We start from the raw sequence: 26,420 nt of genomic DNA, 5'->3' as shown, positions 1-26,420 counted from the left end.
GATATGGATCAGGCTGCAGCCATCATCCCGTAACAGAGTGTGACAACGCGAGGGTGCACCAGACGGTCGGTCGCCGCCATGATTCCCGCAACGGCACCGGTGCCATGCAGCAGAGCAGTGAGTCCCCTGCCGAAACGGATTCACCCCCCGGGGCGGCGATCGACTGGGATGCTCTCGGTCGGATCCGTGAGCTGGAGGAGTATTTCTCCGCTGACGCGGAGGGTTTCCGGGCTGCCATCAGCGCTGAGATGGCTGCGATCATGGCCCTCCCAACGGAGCAGCTCGACAAGCTGGCGCTGCTGCGGGTGCTGGAGGTGACCAACGGCTGCCTGCAGTGGGGCTTCCGTCGCGGCGACGCCGAAGCCCTGTCCGCCGACCGCACCCGCGACTGCATGCGGACCGTGATCGGCTTCATCAACGAGCGCTGCATCACCCTGCCGGATGGCAGCCGCATCACCTTTTCACCAGCGGTGATCCGGATGATCGGCGAGGGTCAGGCCCTCTACCGCGAAGCCTTCAAGCGCAACGATGCCGAGGCCCGGCGCCGCTATTTCGCCGCCTCCACCGCCCAGTTCCTCGTCTACGGCAAGCCTCGGATGGAGGTCGCCATCGAGCGGGTCGCCACCGCCTTCGAGCCCCTGTTCGATCGCTTCTGGCTGGAGCGGGGCCAGCGTTGGATCCGCCCTTATCTGGCCGCCCAAACCGCTGGCGATTCCGCGAGCTGAACGGCGCTCGCGTGGCCCACGACCAGGTGCTCAGGCCCCGGCGCGCTCCAGCACGCCCTTGCTGCTGGGCACGGCCCCGGCGCGGCGTGGGTCCATCTCCACCGCCAGCCGCAGGGCGCGGGCGAAGGCCTTGAAGCAGGCCTCGACGATGTGGTGGGAATTGGCCCCATCGAGCTGGCGGATGTGGAGGGTGAGGCCGGAGTTGTTGACCACGGCCACAAAGAACTCCTTCACCAGTTCGGTGTCGTAGCTGCCGATCTTCTGGGCTGGAATCTGCAGGCTGTAGCTGAGGTGCGGCCGGCCGGAGCAATCCAGCGCCACCTGCACCAGGGCCTCATCCAGGGGCGCCACGAAGTGGCCGAAGCGATGGATGCCGCGCCGATCGCCCAGGGCCTGGGCCAGCGCCTGGCCCACGGCGATGCCCACGTCTTCGTTGGTGTGGTGGTCGTCGATGTGGGTGTCGCCCACAGCACGGATCTCCAGGTCCACCAGGCCGTGGCTGGCGATCTGATGGAGCATGTGATCGAGAAACGGCACCCCAGTGGCGGCCTGGCAGCGGCCGCTGCCGTCGAGGTTGAGGCTGACGCGCACGTCGGTTTCGCCGGTGACGCGGTGGACACTGCCGGTGCGTCCAGCGGCGGAGCCGCGATCAGGGGCCAGGGGGGCGGACACGGGCGTTGGGATGGGAGTGTACTGATCATGCCCAAGTCGGAAGCCGACATCGGGTCACAATTCAGAGGTACCGACCGTCCGCCGCTTGAACGACTCTCCCCAAGCGGTGCTCGCTGAGCTGCGCGCCGGCCATCGACGCTTTCTGGACGGGAAGTCGCTCCATCCTCACAGCAGTCGCGAGCGCATGCTTGAGGTGGAGTCCGGCCAGCATCCGACTGCTGCGGTGCTGGGCTGTGCTGATTCCCGGGTGCCGGTGGAGTTGCTGTTCGACACGGGTTTCGGTGATCTGTTCGTGGTGCGCAACGCCGGTACCCTTTCCACCACCGCGGCAATCGCCTCTCTGGAGTATGCCGTGGCCCATCTGGGCGTGCCCGTGATCGTGGTTCTCGGTCATGAGCGCTGCGGTGCGGTGGAGGCGGCCCTGAACCCGGCGCTGACCCTCACCCCGAGCCTGGCCCAGTTGGTGGGTCAACTGCGTATGGAGTTGCACAGTCTTGGCGGCCTCCACGACCTGGAGCAGGCCTCACGCCACCACACGCTCAACGCGGCCCGCAACCTGGTCGATTCCAGCGTGTTGCTCACCGACCTGATGCGCGCCGGCCGCCTGCAGGTGGAAGCCGCCTTCTATAACCTGCACAGCACCACGATCGACTGGATGGGATCGGTGATGCCGATGCACTCTGAGGCCCTGATCACATCCCCATGACCCCTGGTGGTAGTGGAGCGGCCGGAAAGGCACCACGGACGCTTTCTCAGAAGCGTTGCATGCTTGAGTCTGCAAAAGAGAATAAAGATCAGGGCGCTGTCTTTTGCCTGATAAGGCCTCTTCCTCTTTCCCGGAGAAGTCTTGCAAGACTCAGCGGCCGTGCGCGGGGAATTCAAAGTGATTCTCCAGTGGGCTTCAGCTCAGAATCACGATCGAAGGGTGTCTGAATTCTGCTTTCATGCACCGCAGGTAGGCTCAGCTTGCCATCAACATCCGCTGTCGGTGCAGCCAGCGTGCTGGCCTGAATAGCTTGAAGGGCTAAGTCCACGTGGGAAGATGTGAGACTCTGGTATTATTAACTCATTGACCGGCCTTGAATGAGCCCTGAATTACGTCTGCCCAGCCTGATAGCCGCCATGGCAGATAACCCCGATCTCTGGGAAATGGGCCATGGACAACGGCAGGAGGTCAAGGACCTTGGCCTTGGATGGACATACTATGGCTTGACGCGAACACTTCGCCCAAGCTTTTCGATTGTCATCGGCTCTTGGCGCGGCTTCGTGCCCCTCTTGATTGGTCAGGCAATTCAGGACAATGGAAACTCAGGGAGTCTCTTGTTCATCGATCCATCTTTTGTCGACAATCAATGGAAAGATGGACGAGCTAAAGACTATTTCTCCTCATACGGTATCACCTGTATTGAACATCGACAACAGACAAGTCAAGAGGTCATTGCTGAGCCTGAATTTTCCAGGATGGCTATTGATCTTCTGTTTATCGATGGCCTCCATACAGAGGAGCAATGCCGATTGGAGTTTGAATCCTTTCTTCCTCGGCTGACTCCTAGGGCCATAGCTCTATTTCATGATAGCCATAGTCAGGTCATCTCGGAAATCTATGGTAAGGAGAAGAGCTATGCCCACACAACCTGGCGCTATATTGAAGAATTAAGGGGTCGGCGCGACCTTCAGGTTTTTGACCTGCCGATTGCTCAAGGTGTCACGCTGGTTCAGCGAACCCCACAGACAATTCCATCCACTGTGCTGTGATCCAGTTCAATCTCCTGGGAATCTTTCAAGGAAGCAGTCCCATGAGTCCCTGGCCGGTTGGGGTGCTTCGACTCAAAGTTGACAAGCTGCGCCTGCAGCAACTTTTGCACAAGCCGAATACTCAGCGTTTGCGAGAGCTTCTAAGGGAGATCCCGGATTCAAACGTCCTCTTGGAGAGCTTCAGGATACAACGAAAAGAGCAACTAGAGGAAGGCGCTAACTGTGACCCGGTAATTGATCCTAATCAGGAAGAGGAATATGATAGCGTAGGCTTGGAGATAGTTCCAGTTCTTGATATTGAGACATGGATCCCACGCTGGCTTGACGGACTGCAAGTTCGCTCAGGAGCCTTTCGGCTAGAAAAACCGCGGCACTTGAATTCTCGATCCAGAGTAGATGGGAGAGGAGGCACGGAGGATGAATTTCTACGCATTCAAGTCGATATGCAGGATTGGCCAGTTCAGGAGCTGCTTGATGGTCTGCGTTGGTCGATCAAACTTTGGAACCTTGCTCTGAATGATGAAAAGGGTCGGCACCGGCGCGAAGTTCTTGCCTCCGCTCCTTCGAGCAAGCCTGGGCCCAAACCTGCCCTTCCAGCCATGGCTCTTCATCTTGTCGAACTGGGTATGGACTGGCACTTTGAGCAACTCAATCGAGGGATGCCGATGCTCGTCGTCGGTCGTGGTCGCGGCCAACGGCGTCTGTCGCAGAAGCTCACAGATCAAACCTCCGGTTGGGGTCTGCACAGTGTCAAGCAGAAGGTGGTGACTGCAAGGCTGCTTGCCAAGGCTGGACTGCCAGCGCCTGCAGGGGGACCTGTTTGGACGCTTCGAGACGCAATGGTTCTGGCGGAAAAACTGGGCTATCCAGTCGTCACTAAGCCGGCCAATGAGGATCAAGGTAAGGGTGTTGTCACCAATATCGAGAGCCGGGAGGTGCTGCAAAAAGCCTTTCGACGCAGCGAACAGGCAGGCAAACCTGTACTACTCCAACCGCAGATCATCGGGAGAGACTTTCGCTTTTATGTGGTGAAGGGAAAATTACTGGCGGGAGTGGAACGAATCCCGGCTCATATCCGAGGAGATGGCAGCAGCAAGGTTCGAGCACTTGTAGAAAAGGAGAATCTTCGCCGCTGGCATTCCCCCATCATCATGGAGGGTGGCGAGAAAAGTAGATTCAACCGAATCAATCTGAACCAGGAGGCCATGCACCTTCTGAAGGCCCAGGGCCTCACAGCCGACAGCATTCCAGCCGATGGACACACCATTCAACTGAGCCCTTCCGCCAACTTCAGCATGGGAGGAACCGTACGTGAATGCCTAGCCGAGGTTCATCCAGCTAACAGGCAGATACTGACTAAAGTTGGTAAAATCTTTCATCTGGACGTGGTTGGTATTGATGTGATCGCTCCGACGATGGAAGAACCCCTACATCGGAATGGGGGCGTGATCTGTGAAGTGAATGGAATGCCGGGAATCCTTCCCCATCAGTTGGCTGAGCCGAATCGAAAGCTCATGGGGGAAACTCTCGCCCTGTTGCTAGAAGATTTGGTCAGGCCACCCTTGATTGCGTTCCATGGAGGAGGTATTACTCCAACTGTGATCAACACACTTGCGGATGCACTCTCGGAGACTCATCCCGAGTTGGCTGTTGTTGACCGTCAAGGTCGGCGTGATGGAAGCATCGTCTGGCAGCAAGCAGACAGTCGCAATTTCAACAGCTATCGACAGGCTTTATCCGACCCTGATGTTGAAGCATTTCTTTTTGAGCTGAAGAGCCAATCGCTGATGAAAGATGGACTGCCTTGGGCCAGAACAGATCTCCTGGTTTTGCTTGACGGAGAGGCTCCTATGCCTCAATCATGGGAGCATTGGCTCGTCAGCCGAGCCGAACTTGTTTTGGCATCGAAAGATAGATCTACGCACCTCCCTGTGGGGCCAGCCAAGGTTGTCATGACATCAGGAGAGTCAGCCAATGAGATTGCCGAGCAGATCATTCTGTTGCTGCAAAGAAGACAGGAAGCAAGGTCTATAAGCAAGTGGAACACTCACTGAACTACCAGCTAAGTCGGGCCTCCTGCGAAAGGGCAGAGCGGCTGTGCCGCAGTAGATCCGAGCAGATTTCAACTGTAGAATGTGTTCAATTCGGCTCGATGTCGCCGAAAACCAGCCCAGAGTTTTTCATATGTATCAGCGCGAGCATCGTCATCAGCTCTCGTTTGAGGATTTCTTCTTGCCGTTTGGCGGCAAACTCTCAGGTGATAATCGCTTGATCAAGCTTGCTGAGCTCATTCCCTGGGATGAGCTGGAGGACGACTACGCGTCGCAGTTCTGTAAAGGCTTTGGGGCACCTGCCAAGCCATTTCGAATGGCATTGGGTGCCCTGATCATCAAAGCTCGCATGGCGATCACAGACGAAGAGCTGGTTGAACAACTTATGGAGAACCCGTATGCCCCGCGTCAACCCCCTTGGCCGATCGCTCAACCAGATTGTCGCCGGATAGCAGCCTGAGCAACACTCAGTGTTAGGCCGGGGCCTCCCCACTTTGCTGACCTGGGGCTGGTTCTTACTTTCTCAGGAGGCCCTGTGTAACCTTAAGGCTCTAGGGCTGCCGGAATATGAGACTTCCCCTTCGGAGCAATCAAGACAATCGAGCGAAAACCTTGGTGCTACGACTGCTGCAGGCTCTCTCGTTGAGTGATTGCAGATTGAATGCTGGTCAGAAGTAAGTAGTCCTTCAAAGCAGTGATTTATCCTGCCCTTTCGAGCAATTGGCTCAAGCAGAGCGTCTCATGAGAGGCATCTTTCCAGGCCCCACCTTTGAAGAGATCTGTCTTATTCTCGTCACTGTTAGCGACATGATCAAAGAAACCACCCGAATGCTCATCCAAGAGATATTGTTCAATGAATGTGAGTGTCTTGCTCGTATACTCTGAGGCTGTTACCCTTGTAGCCTTGTCAAAATGCGCGGTAACAGCAACGGCGTCTAGGGCTGCCAGTGCCTCAAACTGCACCCACCAACTCTTTCGCCGTACAACTAAGTCGTGCCCTTCAATGGAGTCTGGAAGGCAATGAGGCAAAGCGAAGAAGAAGCCGCCACCCATATCATCCCAGGCCCTTTCGATAGTGTTCCAGACAATTGACTTCAAGGTCCCGATTGTCTCAGGCGTGATTGGCAAGATCACCTCAGCCTGAAGTATCCGTTTGACCAATTGCCAGGTCTGGCCAATTCTCCAATGATGTCCTGGCCCGACTTCTCCAACTGAATTGAAAAAGAACTGCACTGTACCGGTTGCCCTGTGGACCAGGCTGAGCAGTTGATCTCTTAGTGCCTCAAGTTGGGGCAAGAGGTCTGACTCGGGCCAGGCCTGATGCAGCAAGACCAGTGCTTCGAAGCAGTCCCCAAGCACATTGAGGTCGCATAGAGCATAAGGAGTTCCGACGCCATCCAGCCGATGCCAGGCTTCCCCAGGGTCTGCACTGGTAAGGGGTATTCGCAGGCCGATTGGGAGGGTGTCTCCGACTGCCTGGGTCACCCAGTGCCAGCAGGCAAGGGATCGTTCCAGTGCTCCATCTTGTGGGAACAGCAGGGCCCGAGTTGCCTCAAAGCTGATCATATAGGCCAATCCATGGAGATGGACTTCGGACCCTTGCTGTCGACCCTCGATGGGATTGCTCCACTGCCGCCAGCCGCCGCTGTGAGGATCATGAAAGACATGATCGATGTCGTGTCTCGCTCTCCGGACCGCTTCATGAAGGATCTCTGCATGCTGCGGGAATTGGGCAGCAAGAACCGTGGCGGCCCAGCCCTGGCGTACACTGAATTCCAGAAGCTTTGGACGACCATGTCTCGGTGCCCAGTCTGGACCGAATTCGGCTAAGAGGCCGGGTCCAGCAGGGTCAAAACATCGAGGAAACCAAACCTCCAGCACGTGGGTGTGGAGTAGTTGTCGCACTCGATCGGAGTTCATCATTGCTAATGAAAGTTAGAGATCAGTCCGCAGAGGATTACCCTGCATTGGTCGAGAAACTGGCTGACCGACTCTTGCGCCTACCGGTGTGCTTTATTTCAAGGCGCGACGTGATCTCTTCCATGGATGCGTCCCCAACGAATTGCCGAACATGCCAAGATGAGCGATTCTGAACCGACTGGATTCGCTTGGCGGCATATGATTATAGCTGCCAATACTCCCAATACTTGCACCATCAAAGGAATCCATGCAACCAATGCAGAAGGACTCATTGGGTCAAGGATCTGATGCATAATAATTAGCATTATGAGGCTGAGATGGCAGGCAAGAGGGAGGCCAAGGGAGCCAAAAGGGCGGCGCTTTGTTTCACCGAATGAGGTGGGCGCCTGCCGATTCTTTGACTGATCTGAGGCTGCTACTTTGCTTGTGGGAACCCACCGCTTTCTTCGGGGTATCAAAAGTTCAGCCATCGCCCTCAGATCGCACCATCTTGCGAATTGACCCAGCAGAAAGATATCGAACAATTTACTGGGGTGCAGCCTTGGTGCGTGAGGTGCGTCGTAGTCGGGCCGAGCAGGAGTGATGGAAATGACGGTTTCGATCAATAAGATGAAGGCCCAGCAGGCGAAGAGAGCTTCCGAACCCTTGCCCCACTTGGGCAGCAGGATCAGAATGAAGGGGAACAACGCCTTTGCCCGGCTGCCAATGAGGCGGTCCCAAAGATCCATATACTCACACAGCGTCAAGGAACCGTGACAGCGAGAAAGTAGGAACGTAAACTCTTTCGGTAGGATCTGGATTGTGCCGTAGCACCACCGCACAAGCATCGATTCCAGATCAACCAAGCGCAGGGGTGACCAGAACGCTGCAGGACTCCACACCATCCTGCCATGCATGCCCAGCCGATTGGTTCGGAGGGTCATGTGCATGTCCTCGACCAGCAGACTCTTTCCACATAGTGTTTGACTTAGTGGTGCAATCTGCTTCAGTGCTGATGTTCGCCAGATGCAATTGTGTCCTTGGAACATTGGCCATCCACCTAGGTCTGCGCGGATGAATTCTTCAAACTTTATTCTTTCTAATAGATTTGCCGTGGCTGAGGGCACTCGGCCGAGCGGCTGACTTACTGGAACATTGTAAAATTGCAAGAATGCCAGCTCACCTTCTTTATCAAAAGCCCCCACATGATTGATCAGAGAATCTGCTGGAATGGAGTTGTCAACATCCAAAAACAGCACCAGATCTGCGCTGATCTCCTTGAGTGCATGATCGAGGTTCCCCGCTTTGAACCCCTCAGTGCCACGGCGATGCAACAAGCTCACATTCACTCCAACAGACGTCAGTTGGTGGATGTACTGGCATAAGCCTCTCAGCTCGCCATCATCATCATCACTATTGTCAGTTACAACGAGTGAGAGCTTTCGCTTGGGATATTCCAAATTAAGTACAGACTCGATCGTGAGCCGAACCACTGCAAGGGGCTCGTTCCTACAAGGAACAACCACAGATACAGAGGGAAGTTCATCGACAACAGAGCGGGGTAGTTCGCTCGACCAAGGCCGATCGATGGGCAGCTTCCTCAAACCATTGTAAAACCAAAGCGTATGGGCCCAGGCAAAGAAGCAAGGTGCCAGAAGCGTATTCCCCAGCAGCAGCAAGGCCATACCGGTGGCAGTAGGAGCGGTGGAACAGCTGGACAACGTCCAGGCAAGATGAAACGTGAGGACGCAGAACAGCAAGCCAATTATATTGAAACCAAGCGGCTCTCCACCCCTGCCATCGTGACCCGGCTGACTGAAGCGGCGATCGCCGACCGGCAGCCACAGCCTGAGGTGAATCGGTACCACCAGCATCAAGGTGAGGACCGATGCAAGAATGGGCCATACCATCAGCGCTGGCTTCTAGGGTGTGCGATGGCTGAGAGATCATCGTCGTCCATTCTCTCCATAAAGTAACGATGTAAATGACGTTCCATCAGCTCTTTGCCTGGACCCAGAAAGCAAAGAAGGCCAGAGCTGTCGAATCCGAGGTGTGCGTCGAGGTCGATATTCAAGTACTGCAGGGCCACATGTCGAGCATCGTAATGGCGGTTCGAGAGTGAGCCATGGTGGAGATGGAAGACACGCTGAGGCAAGGAGCCCATTGGCTTTTCACGCTGGGTTTGTGATCCACAGAACTTCTGATAGGCGACATGGTTCACATACGTGAGCCCAGCTGCATTGCAGCCTGCGACGAGATCATCGCCTCGCCCGAGCAGCCCAAGCATCAGGAAAAGGTCTCCCCCACCGCCGATGAAGCGATCCGGTATTCCGCCCAACTGATCCAGTGTTTTCCGAAGGCAGGACCAGGCAAGGCCCGGGGTTGGGATGGGCAATTCCTTGAAAGCATTCTCATCCTCGCGCCTTGAAGACTGCTCACTACTCCTCCCTTGCTCCAGAAGATCTTGAAACCGCAGGCATTGATTGCTGATGATCTGATTCAGAAGCTCCTTCTGATCGGCTACCCTCGACAAGGCATGCCCCAGTCCGATGCATCTTGATGTGTAAGGAGGCTCCTCCGACTCGCTCAGGAACCCATCGGACTGGATGGTTGATGGCAAGTGACAGACTTCGGAAAAGGGTTGGATTATCCGATAAATCTTCAATGCTGAGATTGCTTTCTCCGGCCAGTCAGCATCTTCAAAGATGAGATCAGCATCCATCAATGTCACATGGGTGCATTCCTCGGGAAGCGCCTTGATGCCAATGTTCAGAAGCCTCTCCTTCTGCCATAGAATGCTGCCTCCGCTGATCTGCAGAACCTTCAGGCCAATCCCAGATTCTAGTTCAAACTGGCCTGATGGACTCCACTCCACCACGACAAGTGGAATCCTCAAGGCCCTGCGGAAGATCTCGAAGATCCTTCGTCGCGACTTCCAACCAAGGGGATTGAAGTAACAGGTCAGGCCCCACATGCCCTGCCTGATCCCGGATGATCCCATCACATTCCCGTGATGCAGTAGCCCGCATCCACGTAGAGCACCTGACCGGTGATGCCGCTGGCCAGGGGGCTTGCCAGGAAGGCGGCGGTGGCTCCGACTTCATCCTGCGTCACGGTGCGGCGCAAGGGGGCCTTCTCCTCCACGTTGTGGATCATGTCGAGGATGCCGCCGATGGCGGAGCTGGCCAGGGTGCGGATCGGGCCGGCGCTGATCGCGTTCACCCGCACCTGCTTGTCGGGGCCCAGCTCGGCGGCCAGGTAGCGCACCGAGGCCTCAAGCGCCGCCTTGGCCACGCCCATCACGTTGTAGTTGGGGATGGCGCGCTCAGCGCCGAGGTAGCTGAGCGTGATCACGCTGGCGCCCGGGTTGAACAGGGGCTTGGCCCAGCGGCACAGGGGCGCCAGGGAATAGGCGCTCACCTCCAGGGCCCGGCCGAAGCCCTCGGGGCTGATGTCGGAGTAGTCGCCGATCAGTTCGTCCTTGCCGGCGAAGGCCAGGCAGTGCACGAGTACATCGATCGAGCCCCACTGCTCCTTCACCCGCGCGAACACCGCCTCGATCTGGGCGGGGTCCTGCACGTTGAGCGGTTCGAACAGGGTGGGAGCCAGGGGCGCGGTGAGCTCGCGCACCTTGGCCTCGAAGCGGCCCTTCTCATCCGGCAGGTAGGTGACGCCCAGCTCGGCCCCGGCCGCCGCCAGTTGCTGGGCGATGCCCCAGGCGATCGAGCGGTTGTTGGCGATGCCGGTGACAAGGGCCTTCTTGCCGCGCAGATCGAGGAGCATGCGGAAACGGGTCGGGGGCGATCGTGGGATTCTCCCCCACCCGCTCCCAGCTCGGCCCGGCCCAGGCCAGCGCCCGGACAAGGCAAGGCCATGACCATCGCAGCCAGGATCGGAGCCAACCCCGCCCTGCCGCCTTGGACGCGCGCGCGCCCCATGCCACCGCCACCGCACACGGCGACCTGCCCCGCAAGTTCGCCTCCAGGGCCGCCCTGGTACAGGCGCTGCGGCCCCTGCTCCTCAGCCCCGCCAGTGGCCTGAGCCCAATCCGTGGCGGTCGAGCCGCGGCCGAGCGGCGCCTGGCGGCGATCGATCCAGGGGCCTATGGCCGCAGCCGCAATGCCCTCGATGGCGCCGTCACGCGCCTGTCGCCCTACATCCGCCACGGCGTGCTCACCCTGGCCGAGGTGCGCGACGCGGTGTTCGCCTGGCTGGAGACCAGCGGTGCCCCCCGCGCCGCCGCCGCCAAGCTGATCGCCGAGCTGGGCTGGCGCGACTACTGGCAACGCCTCTGGCACCAGCTGGGCGACGGCATCTGGCACGACCGCGAACCGCTCAAGACCGGCCACCCCGCCGCCAGCTACGCCGCCGTGCTGCCAGCCGACATCCAAGAGGGCAGCACCGGCCTGACCTGCATCGATGCCTTTGCGGCCGAGCTGATCGGCAGCGGCTGGCTGCACAACCACGCCCGCCTCTGGCTGGCCTCCTATGTGGTGCACTGGCGCCGGGTGCGCTGGCAGGCCGGTGCCCAGTGGTTCCTGCAGCACCTGCTGGATGGCGACCCCGCCAGTAACGCCCTCAGCTGGCAGTGGGTGGCCAGCAGCTTCAGCAGCAAGCCCTACATCTTCAACCGGGCCAACCTGGAGCGCTACGGCGGCCAGAGCCTCTGCGCCCGCTGTCCTGCCGCCCGCCGCGGCGGCCCGGATGTCGCCGGAGGCTGTCCCTTCGACGCCGACTACGAGCAGCTGCAGCAGCAGTTGTTCCCATGGGCCACTGAGGCGCCGCCGGCTTCAGCTCCGGCTCCGCAAACTCCCAGCCCTCCACCCCCGGCGCCAGAGCCTTCCACTGCCTCTGCCTCCGGCCTCGCCGTTTCAGCTGGACCGCTGGCGCCCACGGGCACCAGCCGCCCCAATCCGGATCCACCCCAGCGACCGGTCCTCTGGATCCACGGCGAAGCCCTCGGCCCCGCCAACCCCGCCCTGCGGGCCTACCCGGGCCGGCCGGCCCTGTTCGTCTTCGACAGCGCCTGGCTGACCGGCACCACAACCAGCGGCCCGCCCCCCAGCCTGAAGCGGCTTGGCTTTCTGGCGGAGTGCCTGGTGGAGCTGCCGGTCACGATCCGCCACGGCGACCCAGCGGCCGAGCTGCTGGCGTTCGCGCAACGTCACGGCGCCGATGGGATCGTCACCAGCGCCGCCGTGGACCCGCGCCTCGCGGCGATCCAGGCCCAGCTCGCCGGCGCTTTGCCTCTCACGGTGCTGCCGCCCGAGCCTTTCGTTGTACTCGAGCAGGCGGTGGATCTGGGGCGCTTCAGCCGCTACTGGCGCCGCGCCGAGGCGAGGGTCTGGGCCGCCGCTGGCCGCGGAAGGCCCTGACCCGCAGGCCCTTGCGCAGGCCGAACCCCGAGGCGGCTGCATCAGGGCACACCCGCTGGCGGAGGCCCCATCGGCGGATCCTCGCCGAGCAGCTTGCGTTCCTGCTGCAGCACCGCTTCCGGATCGCTGAGCAGGTCGGCTTCCTCCAGCTGCGGGAAGGCCTCGGGCTTGATGTCCTGGGGGCGGCGGGGCGGTTCCACCCAGGTGAAGCTGCTGCGCGGGGCCCGGGCCGCACAGAGGGCCTCGAGCTCGCGCCGCAGCAGGCGCTGCACATCGGGGCGGGCCACCGCCGCGAAGAACTCCTGCTGGGTTGCCAGCCCGGAGCTGAACGGCGCCGTGCCATTGCCGTTGAAGAGCCGAGCCGGATTGGGATTCCAGCGCGGCTTGCAGACCCCCTCCTGGCGGGTGTCGGTGTCCAGCCAGAGATGGAGGCCGTAGCCATCGGGCTGGCTCACCACCGCCAGGCCGTCGTGGGGCACCCGGCGCTGCAGGGGATAGAGGGCCCAGCTGGGATGGCGATGGGCGGGAACACAGCCGCCGATCAGGGCCACCAGCCCCCCCAGGCAGAGCAGAGCCGCCAGGCGGGAACGCTGGGGCGGCAGGTCATCCGTCAAGCCAGGCCGATCTCAAGTGGGTCGATCCTCCCCGAACGGCGGGCTGCTGCTGCAGCATCGGCGTCAGAACGCCGCCCCGGTCATGGCCCTCACCCCCTCGACGATGCTGCCGCTGGGGACCCCCCTGCCCCTGACGGAACTGGCCGAGGCCCTGACCAGCGGCAGCATCGAGCTGGTTGCCGGTGCCCCACTGGAGCCTGCGGCCCTGGGCGGCCAGCCGCTGCTGGTGCTGTTTCTCTGCGCCCACTGCCCCTTTGTGAAGCACATCGAACCGGAGCTGAGCCGGCTCCAGGCCGACTACGGCGGGCGGCTGCAGCTGATCGGGATCTCGAGCAACAGCACCCTCACCCATCCGCAGGACGGCCCGGCAGGACTCCAGGCCCAGGCGCAGCGCAACGGATGGACCTTCCCCTACCTGCTCGACCAGGAGCAGCAACTGGCGCACTCCTTGCGGGCCGCCTGCACGCCGGATCCGTCCCTGTTCGATGCCGATCTGCGCCTCGCCTACCGCGGCCAGCTGGACGGCAGCCGCCCCGGCAACGCCGTTCCCCTGGACGGGCGGGATCTGCGGGCCGCCATCGAGGCACTGCTGGCCGGCCGGCCCGTCGCACCGGACCAGACCGCCTCGATCGGCTGCAACATCAAATGGCCTCCAGGCCAGGAGCCGGCCTGGGCACGCTGAAGGCCCCGCAATCGCGGTTCCTGCAGGCTGGAACTGGCCTTAAGGTGTCCGCCATGCAAGTGCCTCCCTTCAGTCTCAGCGAGCAGCTCCAGGACCTCGGGGAGGAACTCGACGCTGCCGTACTGCAGGTCCTGCGCAGTGGCCAATACATCGGTGGCGCCGGCATCGCCCGGTTCGAGGAGGCCTTCGCCAGGGCCTGCGGCGTGCCCCACGCAATGGGCTGCAACAGCGGTACCGATGCCCTGATCCTGGCGTTGAGGGCCCTGGGCATCGGCCCCGGCGACGAGGTGATCACCTGCTCCTTCAGCTTCTTCGCCACCGCCGAGGCGATCAGTGCCGTGGGCGCAACTCCCGTGTTCGTGGACGTCGACCCGGACACCTATCTGATCGATCTGGATCAGATCGAGGCGGCGATCACACCCGCCACCCGTGCCCTGATGCCGGTGCATCTGTTCGGCCGCCCGGTGGACATGGAGCGGGTCTGCGCCATCGCCAGTCGCCACGGCCTGCGTGTGATCGAGGATTGCGCCCAGGCCACCGGTGCCCAGTGGGCCGGGCAACCGGTGGGCAGCTGGGGGGATGCGGGCTGCTTCAGCTTCTTCCCCACCAAGAACCTCGGCGCCGCCGGCGACGGTGGCGCCGTGACCTGCCGCGATGCCGCCGTGGCCCAGGCGGTGCGGGAGCTGGCGGTGCATGGCATGCCGCGCCGCTATCTGCACACGACCCTCGGCTACAACAGCCGTCTCGATGCCATGCAGGCGGCGGTGCTGAACGTCAAGCTGCCCCACCTGGAGCGCTGGATCGAGCGCCGTCGCGGGGTCGCCGCCACCTACGACGGGGCCCTGGCCGATCTGAAGGGCATCCAGCTGCCGCTGGCCGGGCCGGCGGGGCACAGCTGGAACCAGTTCGTGGTGCGGGTCCCCAGCTGCCCCGGTGGCCAGGCCGCCTGCGGCGGCCAATGCACCCCCGCCTCCGACAGCGCCGACTTCGGCCTGCCGGAGGCCTGCTGCCGCGACTGGCTCAAGCAGCAGCTCCAGGAAGCCGGCGTGACCACGATCATCTACTACCCCATCCCGATTCATCGCCAGCCCGCCTACGCCGCCCTGGGCTACGGACCCGGCAGCCTGCCGGTCACCGAGCGCCTCTGCGCCGAGGTGCTGAGCCTGCCGATCTTCCCGGAGCTGCGTGCGGAGCAGCAGCAGCAGGTGATTGAGGTTCTCAAGAGTGTGATTCAGTCGGCCCTGAAGGTGTCTGTGCCGGCCTGATCGGTGCCGCTCAGCTACGGAACCATGCAGCAGCGAATCGAAACACTTCGTCCCCTCCTGATTGGTTAGTTGTGGGTGGCAAGCCTCACAGGGCATACCCAGGGTCGACCATCAACCGGGGTTCGATCAGCTCAAGGCTGCGAGCAATTTTTCCCTCATGATTTCACTCTCAAAGGTGGAGACCACACAAAAATCCCCTGGCCGGATCTGCTCGGCCAGCAAGGCCACTGCTTCGGATTCCAGTCCTGACTCCAATACCGCTGGCCCGTCGGGGCCGAGACTGCGCACTCCCTTGGCCAGAAGAGCAGGCACCATGTCTGGAGTTCTGTTCCTCCGTTCACTCCATGCGGCACAGACCACAAGATCGAAGCCCCAGGTGGCCTGACCAACCTTCTGCAGAAAAGCATCCGGACGGGTGTCCGGGGCTGAGCAGAGCAACATTCTGCGGCATGGCTCCGCCTCGGTGGCGGCCAGGGCGTAGCTGGAGAGGGAGGCCATCGCTTCAGGGCCATCGGCCCAGGTGAGCACGACTTGCCAGGGCTCGCGCATCAGAATTTCAAACCGCCCGCGGCGATGGCTCGCCTTGAGCCCATAATTTCGCAGCCCCTGGATGATCTGGTCTGCCTTGAGGCCAAGCCCAATGGCTTGTGCCGCGGAGAATGCTGCAGCTGTGGCAATCGTGCCGACGGCCCCATCGTCTGAGGCGGGAATCTCGCGCAAAGCGATAGAGAGGAGCTGCTGATCCTGATGGTGCAACTTGATGTTCCCCTGCCGCTCTCTGCTGTAGCTCGCCACCAGGTGTCCTGCTCTGCGGTGGGCGTGCCAGGCGCTGCACCCCGGATCCTCGCTCACCAGGGCGACAGTGGCGGGGTCTCGGTTCTGGGCCATGCCCAGTGTCAGAGGATCATCTGCATTCACCACCAACAGCTTTTCGGCAGCCTGGGCCACGACCGCCTTGATCCGGGCCAGATCTTCGCGCGAGCGAATACCGTCCATTCCGACGTGGTTATCCAGCACATTGAGCACGGCGGTCACATCAGCGCTCTCGATCCCCAGGCCGGCCATGAGGATGCCACCCCGGGCGACTTCCGCCACCAGGGCTTCGATCCGGCGGTCTTGCAGCAGCCACTGCGCCGGTCCGCCTCCCGCCAGATCACCGGCCTTGATCAGCTGCCCGTCCAGCTCCACACCCGTGCTGGAGCAGAGGCCCACCCGCTTCCCGGCATCGAGGAGCAAATGGGCGAGCATGCGGCTTGTGGTGGTCTTGCCGACGCTGCCGGTGATCAGCGCGATGGGGATCCGGCCCGCCTGTGGATGCTCACCCATCCAGAGGCGAACAATCCGCTGGCACAGATCGGTATCAGGATCGGCCAGGAGATGGGGCCGCAGGCCAGCGGAGAGGTTGGCCTCCAGCAGCCAGGTGCCGCCTTCACGCCAGCTCACGCCGATGTCACGACTGATCAGGTCGAGGCCCACCACGTCGGTACCGATCAGTTGGGCAATGTCCTCAGCGAGGCGGCGGTTGTCGGGATGCACCCGGGCGCTGCAATCGATTGCCGTGCCGCCCTGGGAGATGTTGGCCGTGCGGGAGAGCTGAACCCGCGTGCCGGCCGGAGGTACAGATGCCAGCGTGAAGCCCTGCTCGCCCAGGATCAGATCGAGCCGGCCGTCCACCGGGACGCGATTCTTCAGGCGTTCATAGCCCACGCCCCTCTCCGGATCAGCGTTGAGGACTGCGATCTGCCTGTGCAGGGGTAGCAGGCCATCGCTGATGAGCGTTGCCGGTTGGCGCTGCGCCACCGCCAGCAACTTGCCCATCACCACCAGCAGGCGATGGTCTGCCCCCGTCAGGTTCTGCTGCAACAGCTGCCGCCCCTCGCCGCTCTGCTCCTGGCTCTGCCAGGCCTGTCGCAGTTCCATCGGGTCGCTCAGCCCGACCCATACGCCTCGGCCTTTGCCACCGGAAGCGGGCTTGAGCACCACTGGCCAGCCAATCCGTTCAGCGGCGGCCAGCGCATTCTCGAGTGTCTCGACTGTTTCCTGGGCCGGCAGAGGCACACCGCGATGTTTCAGCAGGTTGTGGAGAGCTTCCTTATTGGTGGCTGAGCGGGCAAAGAGTGGGGTGCGATCGGTGAGGGTCTCATGGAAGAGACGCAAGTGGCAGCCCTGTCCCAACTGGAGAAACCGCTGCCAATCCTTGTCCACCAGAGCAAACGGAATTCCCAGCTGATTGGCCGCCCGGGCCAGGTGGGCGTGGGTCTGGTTCCAGAAGCGGGAGCGCAGTGCGTTCCAGTGGTTGGTTGTGGTCGCATCAGGCAGGTTGCCCCGCCTCACTGCCTCAACGATATGAATGCTGAGGGCTGCGACCGCCTTGGCGGCCTTGGGGTCATCGACAGGCAGCCAGAGGCAGAGGGTTGTTGGCCCCTGATGCAGCAGCCGAACTGGTGCCTGCTCCAGCCGGGCGTGTTCGCTGCAGGCCAGAAGCAGCCTTGGCAGCACAGCGACCAACGGACCCTGGCAATCAGCCGGTGAGAGCCTCAGGCTGGTGGGAAGCGCCGTGAGCCAACGGGCCAGCCTCTCTGCGTCCAGCTCTTCAGCAGGGTCGACCCCGGTGAATTCGATGACAGCCCCGCTGCAGGGGGCTTGCATGTTGCCCTTGCGCAGAAAGCGGAGCCGAGCAACTTTCATGATTGATGGCTGAATAGCGCTCAGGGAAGGCTAAATTATGGTCAACTCACCATCGCATGAATTCCTGGATTTTCGGTAACGCCCGATGACCTCTGGGAGAGTGCGATCTCTGCGAGATGTCATCTGTCCATTCGTGGGCACGAGGTCGGCACGTGCAAATCGACACTCCAGTCGTCTGCCTGTCGATCGGATAGCAGGTCCTGGTGGTGCATTCGCTAGGGAGGATTCGGAAGCCTTCGGATCAGTCCCTTGGCAAGCTGAGATGGGTCTGAAAATCAAGCCCCAGCTCATAACCGCGCACTTCTCTCCAGATGGCAGTTTGCTGCAGTCATGGGCAGCCGCTATGCACCGCTAAGCAACAAAGAAGGTGACTTTCTTGGCATTCAATCCAGTGACAATATGCCACGCCAGTAAGCGATGCTCGCTTTGCCCAGGAATCCAATACAGAGCCTGCCCTCTCTCGGCAACGGCTGCTTTCGATTGATCATTGCGCGGCGATGAAGGCGCTGAACCGGATGAATGCAACCGCTGGGAGTGGTCTTCACGCAAGTCTTGTCGACCTGTCCACTGAGCCCGGGACCGCCTCCGCTCCATTTCGTGGCAAGGCCGAGTACTGAGCCTTGAAGTGGGCCTGCTGCCGCTGATGGCTCACGATTGGCGCAGGATAGCCGCAGCGCTCCAGGGGAGCGATCTCGCCGCGGATCAGATCGGCCGTGGCCACGTGGCGTAGCTCCGGCAGCCAGGTGCGGATGTAAATGGCCTCCGGGTCGAACTTGGCGGCCTGGCTGGCGGGATTGAAGATGCGCAGGGGCTTCGGATCCATGCCACTGCTGGCGCTCCACTGCCAGCCGCCGTTGTTGGCCGCCAGATCGCCATCCACCAGGCGTTCCATGAAGGCACGCTCCCCCAGGCGCCAGTCGCAGATCAGGTCTTTGACCAGGAAGGAGGCCACGATCATGCGGCAACGGTTGTGCATCCAGCCGCTGGCGTTGAGCTGCCGCATCGCCGCATCGACGATCGGCACCCCGGTGAGCCCCTGCCGCCAGGCCTCGAGGCGCTCGGGGTCGTTCTCCCAGGGGAAGTGACGCCACTGGGGCCGGTAGGGCCCCTCCGCCAGCTCCGGGAAATGGAACAGCGCCTGCTGGTAGAACTCGCGCCAGGCCAGTTCCTGCTCCCAGACGCTGATCGCCGTGCGCTCCTCCTCGCTGCGGGTGAGGTCGCGGGCAGCGCGGGCCGTCGCCCAGGCCTGGCGCGGGCTGAGGGTGCCGAAGGCGAGCGCGGCACTGAGGCCTGAGGTGCCGGCGATGCCCGGCAGGTTGCGCTGGGGCTCATAGGCCAGGAGCGCAGCTCGCTGGCCGCGGCCACTGGCAGGCCCCTCACAGAAGGCCTCAAGCTGGGCCAGGGCCGCCGCCTCGCCGGGACGGCAGGGGCAGAGGTCGGCGCCGGAGAAGGCCGCTCCGAAGCGTGTGGCCGGCGGCACCGCCTCCAGGCGCGGCAGGGCCTCCCACAGATCAGGCCGGGGCAGCATCGCCGGGTCCAGATCCAGCAGGCCGGTTGGTGCCACCAGCGGCTCGATCCCCCCGGCGGTGCCAGGAGCCGCGAGAACCTGCTTGCGCTCCACCTGGCCGCGCCAGTTGCGTAGGAAGGGGCCGTAGACGCGATAGGGATCACCGGCACCGGTGCGCAGCGCCTCCGGGGCGACCAGCAGCTGATCCCAGTCCACCAGCACGCGGCGGCCATCGGTCTGCAGGGCGGCGGCCACGGCCCGGTCGCGAGCTCGCCCGCTGGGCTCCACATCGCGGTTCCAGGCCACCACCTCGGCACCGAGGGCGGCAGCCAGCCGTGGCAGCAGCACCAGCGGGTCTCCCTCCAGCAGCACCAGCCGCGATCCACAGGCCCGCCAGGAGGCGGCCAGCTCCCGCAGGCTTTCGAGCAGGAACCAGCGGCGGGCCGGTGCCATCGCCGGGTCGGCCAGGATTGCCGGGTCGAGCACAAACACACCCGTCAGGGCTGGGGTCGCCGCCGCCGCCGCCGCCAGGCCGAGGTTGTCGGCCAGCCGCAGATCGCGGCGATGCCAGAACAGCCAGCGGCGGGCGGCCTCAGGGGAAGCCATCAGAGCCCCAGCAGCTGCTTGGCCCGGAACCAGGCGGTCACGCTCTTGCCATCGAGGGCCTCGTCGCCACTGGCGAGGGCCGCATCGAGTGCGGCGGGTTCCATCAGCAGCACCTCCAGGTCCTCGTCGTCGTCGCCGGCCGGCGGCGCCTCCAGGGGGGTGAGCCCCCGGGCCAGGAACAGGTGGATCACCTCATCGGAATAGCCGGGGCAGGGCAGCATCAGGCCAAGCGGATCCCAGCGGCAGGCGCTGTAGCCCGCCTCCTCCTGCAACTCCCGCTCCATCGTGGCCAGGGGCTCCTCGCCGGGATCCAGGGTGCCGGCGGGGAATTCGAGGATGCGGGCCGCCACCGCGAAGCGGTACTGGCGCAGCACCACCACGCGCCCGTCATCGAGCACGGGCACCGCCAGCGAAGCGCCGGGATGGCGGATGATCCCGAAGCTGCCCTCCACCCCCATCGGCAGCTCCACCCGGTTGATCTCGAAGCGGATCTTGCGGGCATCGAGGGCTTCGAGGGTCTCGAGATGGCGCGCGGGCTCAGGGGGCGGCAGGGGCGCCATGGCGGGGATCAACGGCTGGGGCGGACGCTAAACCGGCCAGCTAGAGCCAGGAGGCAGCAGTTCGGGCGGCCGGAGCCAGGCGGCAGCAGCTCGGGCGGCCGGCAGCACGGTCTTGCAGCAGGGCGCCAAGGCTCGGCAGGAGCCGATCCAGCAGGTTGGCCGGGAGAGCGAGGAGTTGCCTCGGCGACGTCTGGCCGCAGAGCCGCGGCGCAATCGGTCAGCGAGACTGGACGTCAGACAACGTCCCCGCGCGGGCCCTCCTCCTCCCCCATGGTTGCCAGCGCCACCAGCCCCTCCGGTCCCCCCACCGCCGCCACGGCCACGGCCACGGCCAGCGCCGACCAGGCCGCCCGCTCCTTCCCCCTGGCCGCGATCACGGGCCACGGCACCCTGAAGCTGGCCCTGCTGCTGGCGGCGGTGGATCCGGGCCTGGGCGGAGTGGTGATCGCCGGCGGACGCGGCACCGGCAAATCGGTGCTGGCCCGGGGTCTGCATGCGCTGCTGCCACCGATCGATGTGATCGTGGACAGCCTCAATGCCGATCCGACCCGACCGGAGGACTGGGACGAGGCGACCCGCCGTCGCATCACCGAACTGGGGGGCGATGCCAGCGGCGCCGACCCCAGCGCCCTGCTGCCCACCCGGGTGGTGCCGGCACCCTTCGTGCAGGTGCCGCTGGGTGTCACCGAAGACCGGCTCGTGGGCTCGGTCGACGTGACCGCCTCCCTGGCCAGCGGCCAGGCCGTGTTTCAGCCGGGCCTGCTGGCGGAAGCCCACCGCGGCGTGCTCTATGTCGACGAGCTCAACCTGCTGGACGACGGCATCACCAACCTCCTGCTGGCGGCGGTGGGCAGCGGCGAGAACCGGATCGAGCGGGAGGGGCTCAGCCTCAGCCACCCCTGCCGCTGCCTGCTGATCGCCACCTACAACCCCGAGGAGGGGGCGGTGCGGGACCACCTGCTGGATCGCTTCGCCATCGCCCTGAGCGCCAACCAGTCGCTGGATCTGGATCAGCGCGTCGAGATTACCCGCTCCGCCCTGGCCCATGGCGAATCCAGCGACAGCTTCCGGCAGCGGTGGCAGGAGGAGACCGACGCCCTCGCCACCCAGCTGCTGCTGGCCCGCCAGTGGTTGCCGGACGTGAGCATCAGCCGCGAGCAGATCACCTACCTGGTGACCGAGGCCCTGCGCGGCGGCGTCGAAGGGCACCGCTCCGAGCTCTATGCGGTGCGGGTGGCCCGCGCCCACGCCGCCCTGAGCGGCCGCGACCGGGTGGAAGCCGACGACCTGCAGGTGGCCGTGCGCCTGGTGATTGCGCCGCGGGCCCTGCAGCTGCCGCCCCCGGATCCCGAGCAGCCGATGGAGCCGCCGCCGCCGCCACCGCCCCAGGGGGAGCAACCGCCGGAGGAGCCGGAGCAACCCGATGAACCCGACCAGAACGAGGACAACCAGGACGACGACCAGGACGAAGACGACACCCCGGACGACCAGCCGCCTCCCCAGGTGCCGGAGGAATTCCTGCTCGACCCCGAAGCCATCGCCATCGACCCCGACCTGCTGCTGTTCAACGCTGCCAAGGCCCGCAGCGGCGGCAGCGGCAAGCGCAGCGTGGTGCTCAGCGATTCCCGCGGTCGCTACGTGAAACCGATGCTGCCCCGCGGCCCGGTGACGCGCATCGCCGTGGATGCCACCCTGCGGGCCGCCGCCCCGTATCAGAAAGCCCGCCGGGAGCGGGAGCCGCACCGAACGGTGATCGTGGAGGATGGCGACCTGCGGGCCAAGCAACTGCAACGCAAGGCCGGCGCCCTGGTGATCTTCCTGGTGGATGCCAGCGGTTCGATGGCGCTCAACCGCATGCAGAGCGCCAAGGGTGCCGTGATCCGGCTGCTCACCGAGGCCTACGAAAACCGCGACGAAGTCGCCTTGATCCCCTTCCGCGGTGAGCAGGCCGAGGTGCTTCTGCCCCCCACCCGATCGATCACCGCGGCCCGGCGCCGGCTCGAATCGATGCCCTGCGGCGGCGGTTCGCCCCTGGCCCATGGTCTTTCCCAGGCGGCACGGGTGGGCGCCAATGCCCTCGCCACCGGCGATCTGGGCCAGGTGGTGGTGGTGGCGATCACCGACGGCCGCGGCAACGTGCCCCTGAGCCGCTCCCTCGGCCAACCCGAGCTGGAGGGCGAGGAACCGGTGGACCTCAAGGAGGAGGTGAAGCAGGTGGCCGGCCGTTACCGCGCCCTGGGGCTGAAGCTGCTGGTGATCGACACCGAGCGCAAGTTCATCGGCAGCGGCATGGGCAAGGAACTGGCCGAGGCCGCCGGCGGCAAGTACGTGCAGTTGCCCAAGGCCAGCGATCAGGCGATCGCCGCCATTGCCCTGGAGGCGATCAACGGCGTCTGAGCTGCAACGGTCCCGGCCTCAGGCTTTCACCGTTTCACCTCTTCACTGGCTCACGGCGCGAGGCTGGTTGGTTCGGGCACGCGAGACCGACGGGCTGCCAGCTTTTTCACGATCCGCCTGTTCCCGGTCCGCCTGGTCGCGCTTTTCGCGTTCCGCCTTCTCCCGGGCCGCCTTGTCACGCGCCTGGCCGGTCTGGGCGGGGTAGAGCTCTTCGAAGAACTTGCCCAGGCCGATGGCCAGGCTGCGGATCCCATCGACGAACTGGGGGTCGCCCGTGAGCTTGTTCACGTCACCGCCCACCGCCTCCCAGCGGGCCGTGAGCTTCTCGGCATTGGTCACAGTGCCCTTGAGCTCGCTCACGGTCTGGGGGTTGTCCAGGGCGGCGGTGAGGTTGCGCACATGCCGGCCGGCCTGGGCCGCCTCGACGGTGGCGGTGTTGAGATTGTCCAGGATCGGATCGGCCTTCTTCACGGCCGTGTTGAGCTCCTGCACCAGTTTCTGCGCCTCGCGCAGGAAGCGATCCGCCTCGTTGGAGGTGCGATCGAAACTCACGGTGGTTCCCACCAGTTTGTCCACCAGCTTCTGGCGCTCGCTCTCGGCCAGGATCCGCTGCATCGTCTCGGTGACGGTGCCGAGACTCGCCTGGGCGCCGCCCTCGATGCGGCTGCCGTTGCAGAGCATCAGCTTGGTGTTGCAGCCCGGACTGCGCGGCCCGGGCGTGCTGGCCGGCAGGGGTTTGCCGCTGCTCACCAGCGCCACCACCGCATCTCCCCCCAGCAACGAGCCGGTGCCCACCAGGGCCTGGGTGGGGCGGGCCAGACGGAGATCAGGATCGGTGATCTCCAGATCAGCCAGCACCGCCTCCGGGGTGACCCGCACCCGGCGCACATTGCCCACCAGCACGCCCCGGAAGGAGACCGGCGAGCGATCCGCCAGGCCGGCGGCATCCTGGAAGCTGGCCTGCACCGTCCAGGTGTCGCGGCGCAGGGAGATGCCCTTCAGCCAGAGCCAGAGCGCGCCACCACCCACGATGGCGGCGAGAAGGGAAAAGCCCACCAGGGCTTCACGGACACTGCGGCGCATCGTTCAGACCTCCTTGGGCTGCATGGGTCCGCGCAAGCTGCCGCTCCGGAACTGCTCGACGTAGGGATTATCGGTGCTGCGGAACTCCTCCACGGTGCCCTGCCAACGAAAGCGGCCGTCGTAGAGGAGCACGAGCCGCTCACCGGAGCGCTCGATCGTGCTCATCACGTGGCTCACCACCACCGAGGAGGCCTGGGCCATGTCGGTGGTGGTGACAATCAGATCCTCGATGCGGGTACAGGCCACCGGATCGAGCCCGGCGGTGGGCTCATCGAACAACAGCAGCGGCTCCTGGACATCGGCCCGGGAGGGGTCCTGGATGATGGCGCGGGCGAAGCTGACCCGCTTCTGCATGCCACCGCTGAGTTCGCCGGGCATCTTTCCCTCGATGCCGGCCAGTCCGACGGCCGCAAGCGCGTCGCCCACCCGGCGGCGAATCTCGGCCTCGCCCAGCCGCCCGTAGCGATAGAGCAGAAAGCCGACGTTTTCACCCACCGTGAGCGAGGCCAGCAGGGCAGGGTTCTGAAACACCAGGCGCACATCCGGTGGCTGGCGCTGATCCAGGCGCAGGTAGCGCTGCTCCAGCCCGTGGATCCGCAGGCTGCCGGCGCTGGGCAGCAGCAGGCCGGCCAGCAGCCGCAGGATCGTTGATTTGCCCGATCCGGAGGGCCCCACCACCACCAGGCGCTCGCCCGGATGCACCACCAGGTTGATGTCGTCGAGCACGAGGCTCTCACCCCAGCGCATCGACACCCCCTGCATTTGGGCCACGGGCACCTTTCCCCCAGGCCCATCAACAGCAGACCCTGCAACAGCCGAGCCATCAGCCAGCGACCCAGGCTCCGCCGCCCCAGCGACCTTCATCGCCACACCCCCGTGGGACTGGGTGCGTCGGGATGCCGGCAGAGGAACAGCATCCGGCACGGACCACAGCGCAAGGCTCCCATCCTGCCTGCAACCAGCCGAGGTTTCACCCTCCCGCCGTTTCATCCGTACAGTTCGATCAGCCCGGTTTGCCGATGGCGTCCTGCTCCCAGCCCTTGCCTTGCCTCCTCGTCTGCGGGGAGCCCTGGCGGAGCCGCACGGGCCAGGCAGACGGCCGCAGAGGCGATAGGGGAGGCCACGGGCGATGAGCACCCGGCACGCCCCACGCCCACCCCGACGACCCGGCTGGATGGGTCGGGGTGACATGCGCCGCCGTGATCTGGTCAGCCGCTCCCGCCGGGCCGCCCGCTGGCTGCAGCCCGGCCTGGTGGTGAAGCGCTGGGTGCTCACCTCCGGCCTGGGTCTGATGATCGCCCTGCTCGGAGCGGCGGTCTGGGCGGATTTCAAACCGATCTACTGGACGATCGAAACGCTCACCTGGCTGCTGGCTCAGGTCACCCAGGTGCTGCCGCGGGGCATCACCGGGCCGCTGGTGCTGCTCCTGGGGGCGGCCCTGGTGATCTGGGGCCAGAGCCGCAGTTTCGGGTCGATCCAGCGGGCCCTGGCTCCTGAGAAGGGCACGGTGCTGGTGGATGCCCTCGTGGCCCAGCGCCGGCTCAACCGCGGCCCGAACATCGTGGCGATCGGCGGCGGCACCGGGCTCTCCACCCTGCTCTCCGGCCTGAAGCGCTACAGCGGCAACATCACCGCGATCGTCACGGTGGCCGACGACGGCGGCAGCAGCGGCGTGCTGCGGCGAGAGCTGGGCGTCCAGCCGCCGGGCGACATCCGCAACTGCCTGGCAGCCCTGGCCCGTGAGGAGCCTCTGCTCACCCGCCTGTTCCAATACCGCTTCCAGGCGGGCAGTGGTCTCGAAGGCCACAGTTTCGGCAACCTCTTCCTGTCGGCCCTCACGGCCATCACCGGCAGCCTCGAATCGGCGATCACCGCCAGCAGCCGGGTGCTGGCGGTCCAGGGCCAGGTGGTGCCGGCCACCAACGCCGACGTTCGCCTCTGGGCCGAGCTGGAGAACGGCGATCGGATCGAGGGGGAATCGGCGATCGGCCATGCCTCCAGCCCGATCGTGCGGCTCGGCTGCATCCCGGAACGGCCGCCCGCCCTGCCCCGAGCCATCGAGGCGATCGCCCATGCCGATCTGATCGTGCTGGGTCCCGGCAGCCTCTACACCTCCCTGCTGCCGAACCTGCTGGTGCCGGAACTGGTGGCGGCGATTCGCCAGAGCCGTGCTCCGCGCCTTTACATCTGCAACCTGATGACCCAGCCCGGGGAGACCGACGGGCTCGATGTCGAAGGCCATCTCCGGGCGATCGAGGCCCAGCTCGCCACTCTGGGGGTGGACCAGAGGCTGTTCGATGCGGTGCTGGCTCAGGAGAAGCTCAGTCCCTCGCCGTTGGTGGAGGCCTATCGCCGCCGCGGTGCCGAGCCGGTGGAGTGCGATACCCACCGCCTGACCAGCCAGGGCTATGAGGTGATGCTGGCGCCGATGCAGGGAAGCCGTCCCGGGGCCACACTGCGCCACGATTCCAAGAGCGTGGCGCTGGCGGTGATGCGCTTCTACCGGCAGCATCATCGGCGGGTGAGCTGATGATGCAATCA

The 26,420-nt window shown here is 64.0% G+C and carries 21 protein-coding genes and 1 pseudogene; 11 read left to right on the top strand and 11 right to left on the bottom strand.

The window, feature by feature from the left end:
- Nucleotides 1–53: 53 nt before the first annotated feature.
- On the top strand, nt 54–725 hold the full coding sequence (locus H8F24_RS04950; protein WP_231598105.1) for a hypothetical protein: 672 nt from the start codon (nt 54–56) through the stop codon (nt 723–725).
- A 30-nt stretch (nt 726–755) separates the two neighbouring features.
- Here the strand turns inward: H8F24_RS04950 and hisB are convergent, their stop codons facing one another.
- Nucleotides 756–1,397: an imidazoleglycerol-phosphate dehydratase HisB gene (hisB, locus tag H8F24_RS04945; RefSeq protein ID WP_231598104.1), complete on the bottom strand. Its 642-nt coding sequence runs from the start codon at nt 1,395–1,397 to the stop codon at nt 756–758.
- 85 nt (nt 1,398–1,482) lie between these two features.
- Between hisB and H8F24_RS04940 the strand changes: the two genes are divergently transcribed.
- From H8F24_RS04940 to H8F24_RS04925, 4 genes and pseudogenes are all read left to right on the top strand, one after another.
- Nucleotides 1,483–2,103: a carbonic anhydrase gene (locus H8F24_RS04940; RefSeq protein WP_197171226.1), complete on the top strand. Its 621-nt coding sequence runs from the start codon at nt 1,483–1,485 to the stop codon at nt 2,101–2,103.
- 377 nt (nt 2,104–2,480) lie between these two features.
- Nucleotides 2,481–3,152, top strand: a complete 672-nt coding sequence (locus H8F24_RS04935; RefSeq protein ID WP_197171224.1) for a class I SAM-dependent methyltransferase — start codon at nt 2,481–2,483, stop codon at nt 3,150–3,152.
- Nucleotides 3,153–3,193: 41 nt separating this feature from the next.
- A complete protein-coding gene (locus H8F24_RS04930) occupies nt 3,194–5,206 on the top strand; it encodes a hypothetical protein (protein WP_197171222.1) in 2,013 nt (670 codons plus the stop codon).
- 130 nt (nt 5,207–5,336) lie between these two features.
- A pseudogene (locus H8F24_RS04925) lies at nt 5,337–5,603 on the top strand (transposase); the annotation flags it as partial.
- Between the two features lie 299 nt (nt 5,604–5,902).
- Here H8F24_RS04925 and H8F24_RS04920 read toward each other — a convergent pair.
- Entirely contained in the window at nt 5,903–6,769 is an 867-nt protein-coding gene (locus H8F24_RS04920; protein WP_231598227.1) for an AGE family epimerase/isomerase, read from the bottom strand.
- A gap of 12 nt (nt 6,770–6,781) precedes the next feature.
- Here H8F24_RS04920 and H8F24_RS04915 point away from each other — a divergent pair, with 12 nt between their 5' ends.
- Nucleotides 6,782–7,033, top strand: coding sequence for a hypothetical protein (locus H8F24_RS04915; RefSeq protein WP_197171219.1), 252 nt, complete (start codon nt 6,782–6,784; stop codon nt 7,031–7,033).
- A 188-nt stretch (nt 7,034–7,221) separates the two neighbouring features.
- Here H8F24_RS04915 and H8F24_RS04910 read toward each other — a convergent pair whose 3' ends face one another.
- From H8F24_RS04910 to fabI, 3 genes are read right to left on the bottom strand one after another with little or no spacing between them, the layout of a single operon-like run.
- Entirely contained in the window at nt 7,222–9,012 is a 1,791-nt protein-coding gene (locus H8F24_RS04910; protein ID WP_197171217.1) for a glycosyltransferase, read from the bottom strand.
- The gene (locus H8F24_RS04905; protein ID WP_197171215.1) at nt 9,012–10,076 is read right to left on the bottom strand and encodes a hypothetical protein; all 1,065 of its coding nucleotides are present in this window, start codon (nt 10,074–10,076) and stop codon (nt 9,012–9,014) included. Before H8F24_RS04905 ends, H8F24_RS04910 begins: the two co-directional genes overlap by 1 nt.
- 26 nt (nt 10,077–10,102) lie before the next feature.
- A complete protein-coding gene (gene fabI / locus H8F24_RS04900) occupies nt 10,103–10,885 on the bottom strand; it encodes an enoyl-ACP reductase FabI (RefSeq protein WP_197171213.1) in 783 nt (260 codons plus the stop codon).
- Between the two features lie 134 nt (nt 10,886–11,019).
- Here fabI and H8F24_RS20105 point away from each other — a divergent pair, with 134 nt between their 5' ends.
- The gene (locus H8F24_RS20105; protein WP_197171212.1) at nt 11,020–12,477 is read left to right on the top strand and encodes an FAD-binding domain-containing protein; all 1,458 of its coding nucleotides are present in this window, start codon (nt 11,020–11,022) and stop codon (nt 12,475–12,477) included.
- A 41-nt stretch (nt 12,478–12,518) separates the two neighbouring features.
- On the opposite strand, the gene H8F24_RS04890 is transcribed toward H8F24_RS20105, so the two are convergent.
- The gene (locus H8F24_RS04890; protein WP_197157979.1) at nt 12,519–13,091 is read right to left on the bottom strand and encodes a hypothetical protein; all 573 of its coding nucleotides are present in this window, start codon (nt 13,089–13,091) and stop codon (nt 12,519–12,521) included.
- Nucleotides 13,092–13,173: 82 nt separating this feature from the next.
- Between H8F24_RS04890 and H8F24_RS04885 the strand changes: the two genes are divergently transcribed.
- Nucleotides 13,174–13,773 carry a thioredoxin family protein gene (locus H8F24_RS04885; protein WP_197172016.1) on the top strand — a complete coding sequence of 200 codons (600 nt, stop codon included), beginning with the start codon at nt 13,174–13,176 and terminating at the stop codon, nt 13,771–13,773.
- A 53-nt stretch (nt 13,774–13,826) separates the two neighbouring features.
- Nucleotides 13,827–15,038 carry a DegT/DnrJ/EryC1/StrS aminotransferase family protein gene (locus tag H8F24_RS04880; RefSeq protein WP_197157981.1) on the top strand — a complete coding sequence of 404 codons (1,212 nt, stop codon included), beginning with the start codon at nt 13,827–13,829 and terminating at the stop codon, nt 15,036–15,038.
- Between the two features lie 126 nt (nt 15,039–15,164).
- Here H8F24_RS04880 and H8F24_RS04875 read toward each other — a convergent pair whose 3' ends face one another.
- From H8F24_RS04875 to H8F24_RS04865, 3 genes are all read right to left on the bottom strand, one after another.
- On the bottom strand, nt 15,165–17,726 hold the full coding sequence (locus H8F24_RS04875) for a Mur ligase family protein (protein WP_197171210.1): 2,562 nt from the start codon (nt 17,724–17,726) through the stop codon (nt 15,165–15,167).
- 541 nt (nt 17,727–18,267) lie between these two features.
- Entirely contained in the window at nt 18,268–19,839 is a 1,572-nt protein-coding gene (locus H8F24_RS04870; protein ID WP_197157990.1) for an FAD-binding domain-containing protein, read from the bottom strand.
- Entirely contained in the window at nt 19,839–20,399 is a 561-nt protein-coding gene (locus tag H8F24_RS04865; RefSeq protein ID WP_197157992.1) for an NUDIX domain-containing protein, read from the bottom strand. Before H8F24_RS04865 ends, H8F24_RS04870 begins: the two co-directional genes overlap by 1 nt.
- Nucleotides 20,400–20,669: 270 nt before the next feature.
- On the opposite strand from H8F24_RS04865, the gene bchD reads away from it, so the two are divergent.
- Complete coding sequence (gene bchD / locus H8F24_RS04860; protein ID WP_197171208.1) at nt 20,670–22,796, top strand: magnesium chelatase ATPase subunit D; 2,127 nt, start codon at nt 20,670–20,672, stop codon at nt 22,794–22,796.
- 42 nt (nt 22,797–22,838) lie between these two features.
- Here the strand turns inward: bchD and H8F24_RS04855 are convergent, their stop codons facing one another.
- Nucleotides 22,839–23,879 (bottom strand): MlaD family protein, encoded by a 1,041-nt coding sequence (locus H8F24_RS04855; protein WP_197157996.1) that lies wholly within the window; start codon nt 23,877–23,879, stop codon nt 22,839–22,841.
- A gap of 3 nt (nt 23,880–23,882) precedes the next feature.
- Nucleotides 23,883–24,626 (bottom strand): ABC transporter ATP-binding protein, encoded by a 744-nt coding sequence (locus tag H8F24_RS04850; protein WP_197159000.1) that lies wholly within the window; start codon nt 24,624–24,626, stop codon nt 23,883–23,885.
- A 442-nt stretch (nt 24,627–25,068) separates the two neighbouring features.
- On the opposite strand from H8F24_RS04850, the gene yvcK reads away from it, so the two are divergent.
- Nucleotides 25,069–26,409, top strand: coding sequence for a gluconeogenesis factor YvcK family protein (gene yvcK / locus H8F24_RS04845; protein WP_231598103.1), 1,341 nt, complete (start codon nt 25,069–25,071; stop codon nt 26,407–26,409).
- The last annotated feature ends 11 nt before the right edge of the window (nt 26,410–26,420 follow it).

Origin of the sequence: Synechococcus sp. CBW1002, assembly GCF_015840915.1 — a bacterium.
Lineage (GTDB): Bacteria > Cyanobacteriota > Cyanobacteriia > PCC-6307 > Cyanobiaceae > CBW1002.
This window is presented reverse-complemented; position numbering and strand designations above follow the sequence as displayed.

Coding starts and splice junctions, on each gene's coding strand:
- H8F24_RS04870 (WP_197157990.1), bottom strand. CDS start 19,839: ATGGCTTCCCCTGAGGCCGCCCGCCGCTGGCTGTTCTGGCATCGCCGC.
- H8F24_RS04920 (WP_231598227.1), bottom strand. CDS start 6,769: ATGATCAGCTTTGAGGCAACTCGGGCCCTGCTGTTCCCACAAGATGGA.
- H8F24_RS04905 (WP_197171215.1), bottom strand. CDS start 10,076: ATGTGGGGCCTGACCTGTTACTTCAATCCCCTTGGTTGGAAGTCGCGA.
- H8F24_RS04930 (WP_197171222.1), top strand. CDS start 3,194: ATGAGTCCCTGGCCGGTTGGGGTGCTTCGACTCAAAGTTGACAAGCTG.
- yvcK (WP_231598103.1), top strand. CDS start 25,069: ATGCGCCGCCGTGATCTGGTCAGCCGCTCCCGCCGGGCCGCCCGCTGG.
- H8F24_RS04850 (WP_197159000.1), bottom strand. CDS start 24,626: ATGCGCTGGGGTGAGAGCCTCGTGCTCGACGACATCAACCTGGTGGTG.
- H8F24_RS04885 (WP_197172016.1), top strand. CDS start 13,174: ATGGCCCTCACCCCCTCGACGATGCTGCCGCTGGGGACCCCCCTGCCC.
- H8F24_RS04875 (WP_197171210.1), bottom strand. CDS start 17,726: ATGAAAGTTGCTCGGCTCCGCTTTCTGCGCAAGGGCAACATGCAAGCC.
- H8F24_RS04935 (WP_197171224.1), top strand. CDS start 2,481: ATGAGCCCTGAATTACGTCTGCCCAGCCTGATAGCCGCCATGGCAGAT.
- H8F24_RS04855 (WP_197157996.1), bottom strand. CDS start 23,879: ATGCGCCGCAGTGTCCGTGAAGCCCTGGTGGGCTTTTCCCTTCTCGCC.
- H8F24_RS04865 (WP_197157992.1), bottom strand. CDS start 20,399: ATGGCGCCCCTGCCGCCCCCTGAGCCCGCGCGCCATCTCGAGACCCTC.
- H8F24_RS04915 (WP_197171219.1), top strand. CDS start 6,782: ATGGAGATGGACTTCGGACCCTTGCTGTCGACCCTCGATGGGATTGCT.
- fabI (WP_197171213.1), bottom strand. CDS start 10,885: ATGCTCCTCGATCTGCGCGGCAAGAAGGCCCTTGTCACCGGCATCGCC.
- bchD (WP_197171208.1), top strand. CDS start 20,670: ATGGTTGCCAGCGCCACCAGCCCCTCCGGTCCCCCCACCGCCGCCACG.
- H8F24_RS04910 (WP_197171217.1), bottom strand. CDS start 9,012: ATGGTATGGCCCATTCTTGCATCGGTCCTCACCTTGATGCTGGTGGTA.
- H8F24_RS04880 (WP_197157981.1), top strand. CDS start 13,827: ATGCAAGTGCCTCCCTTCAGTCTCAGCGAGCAGCTCCAGGACCTCGGG.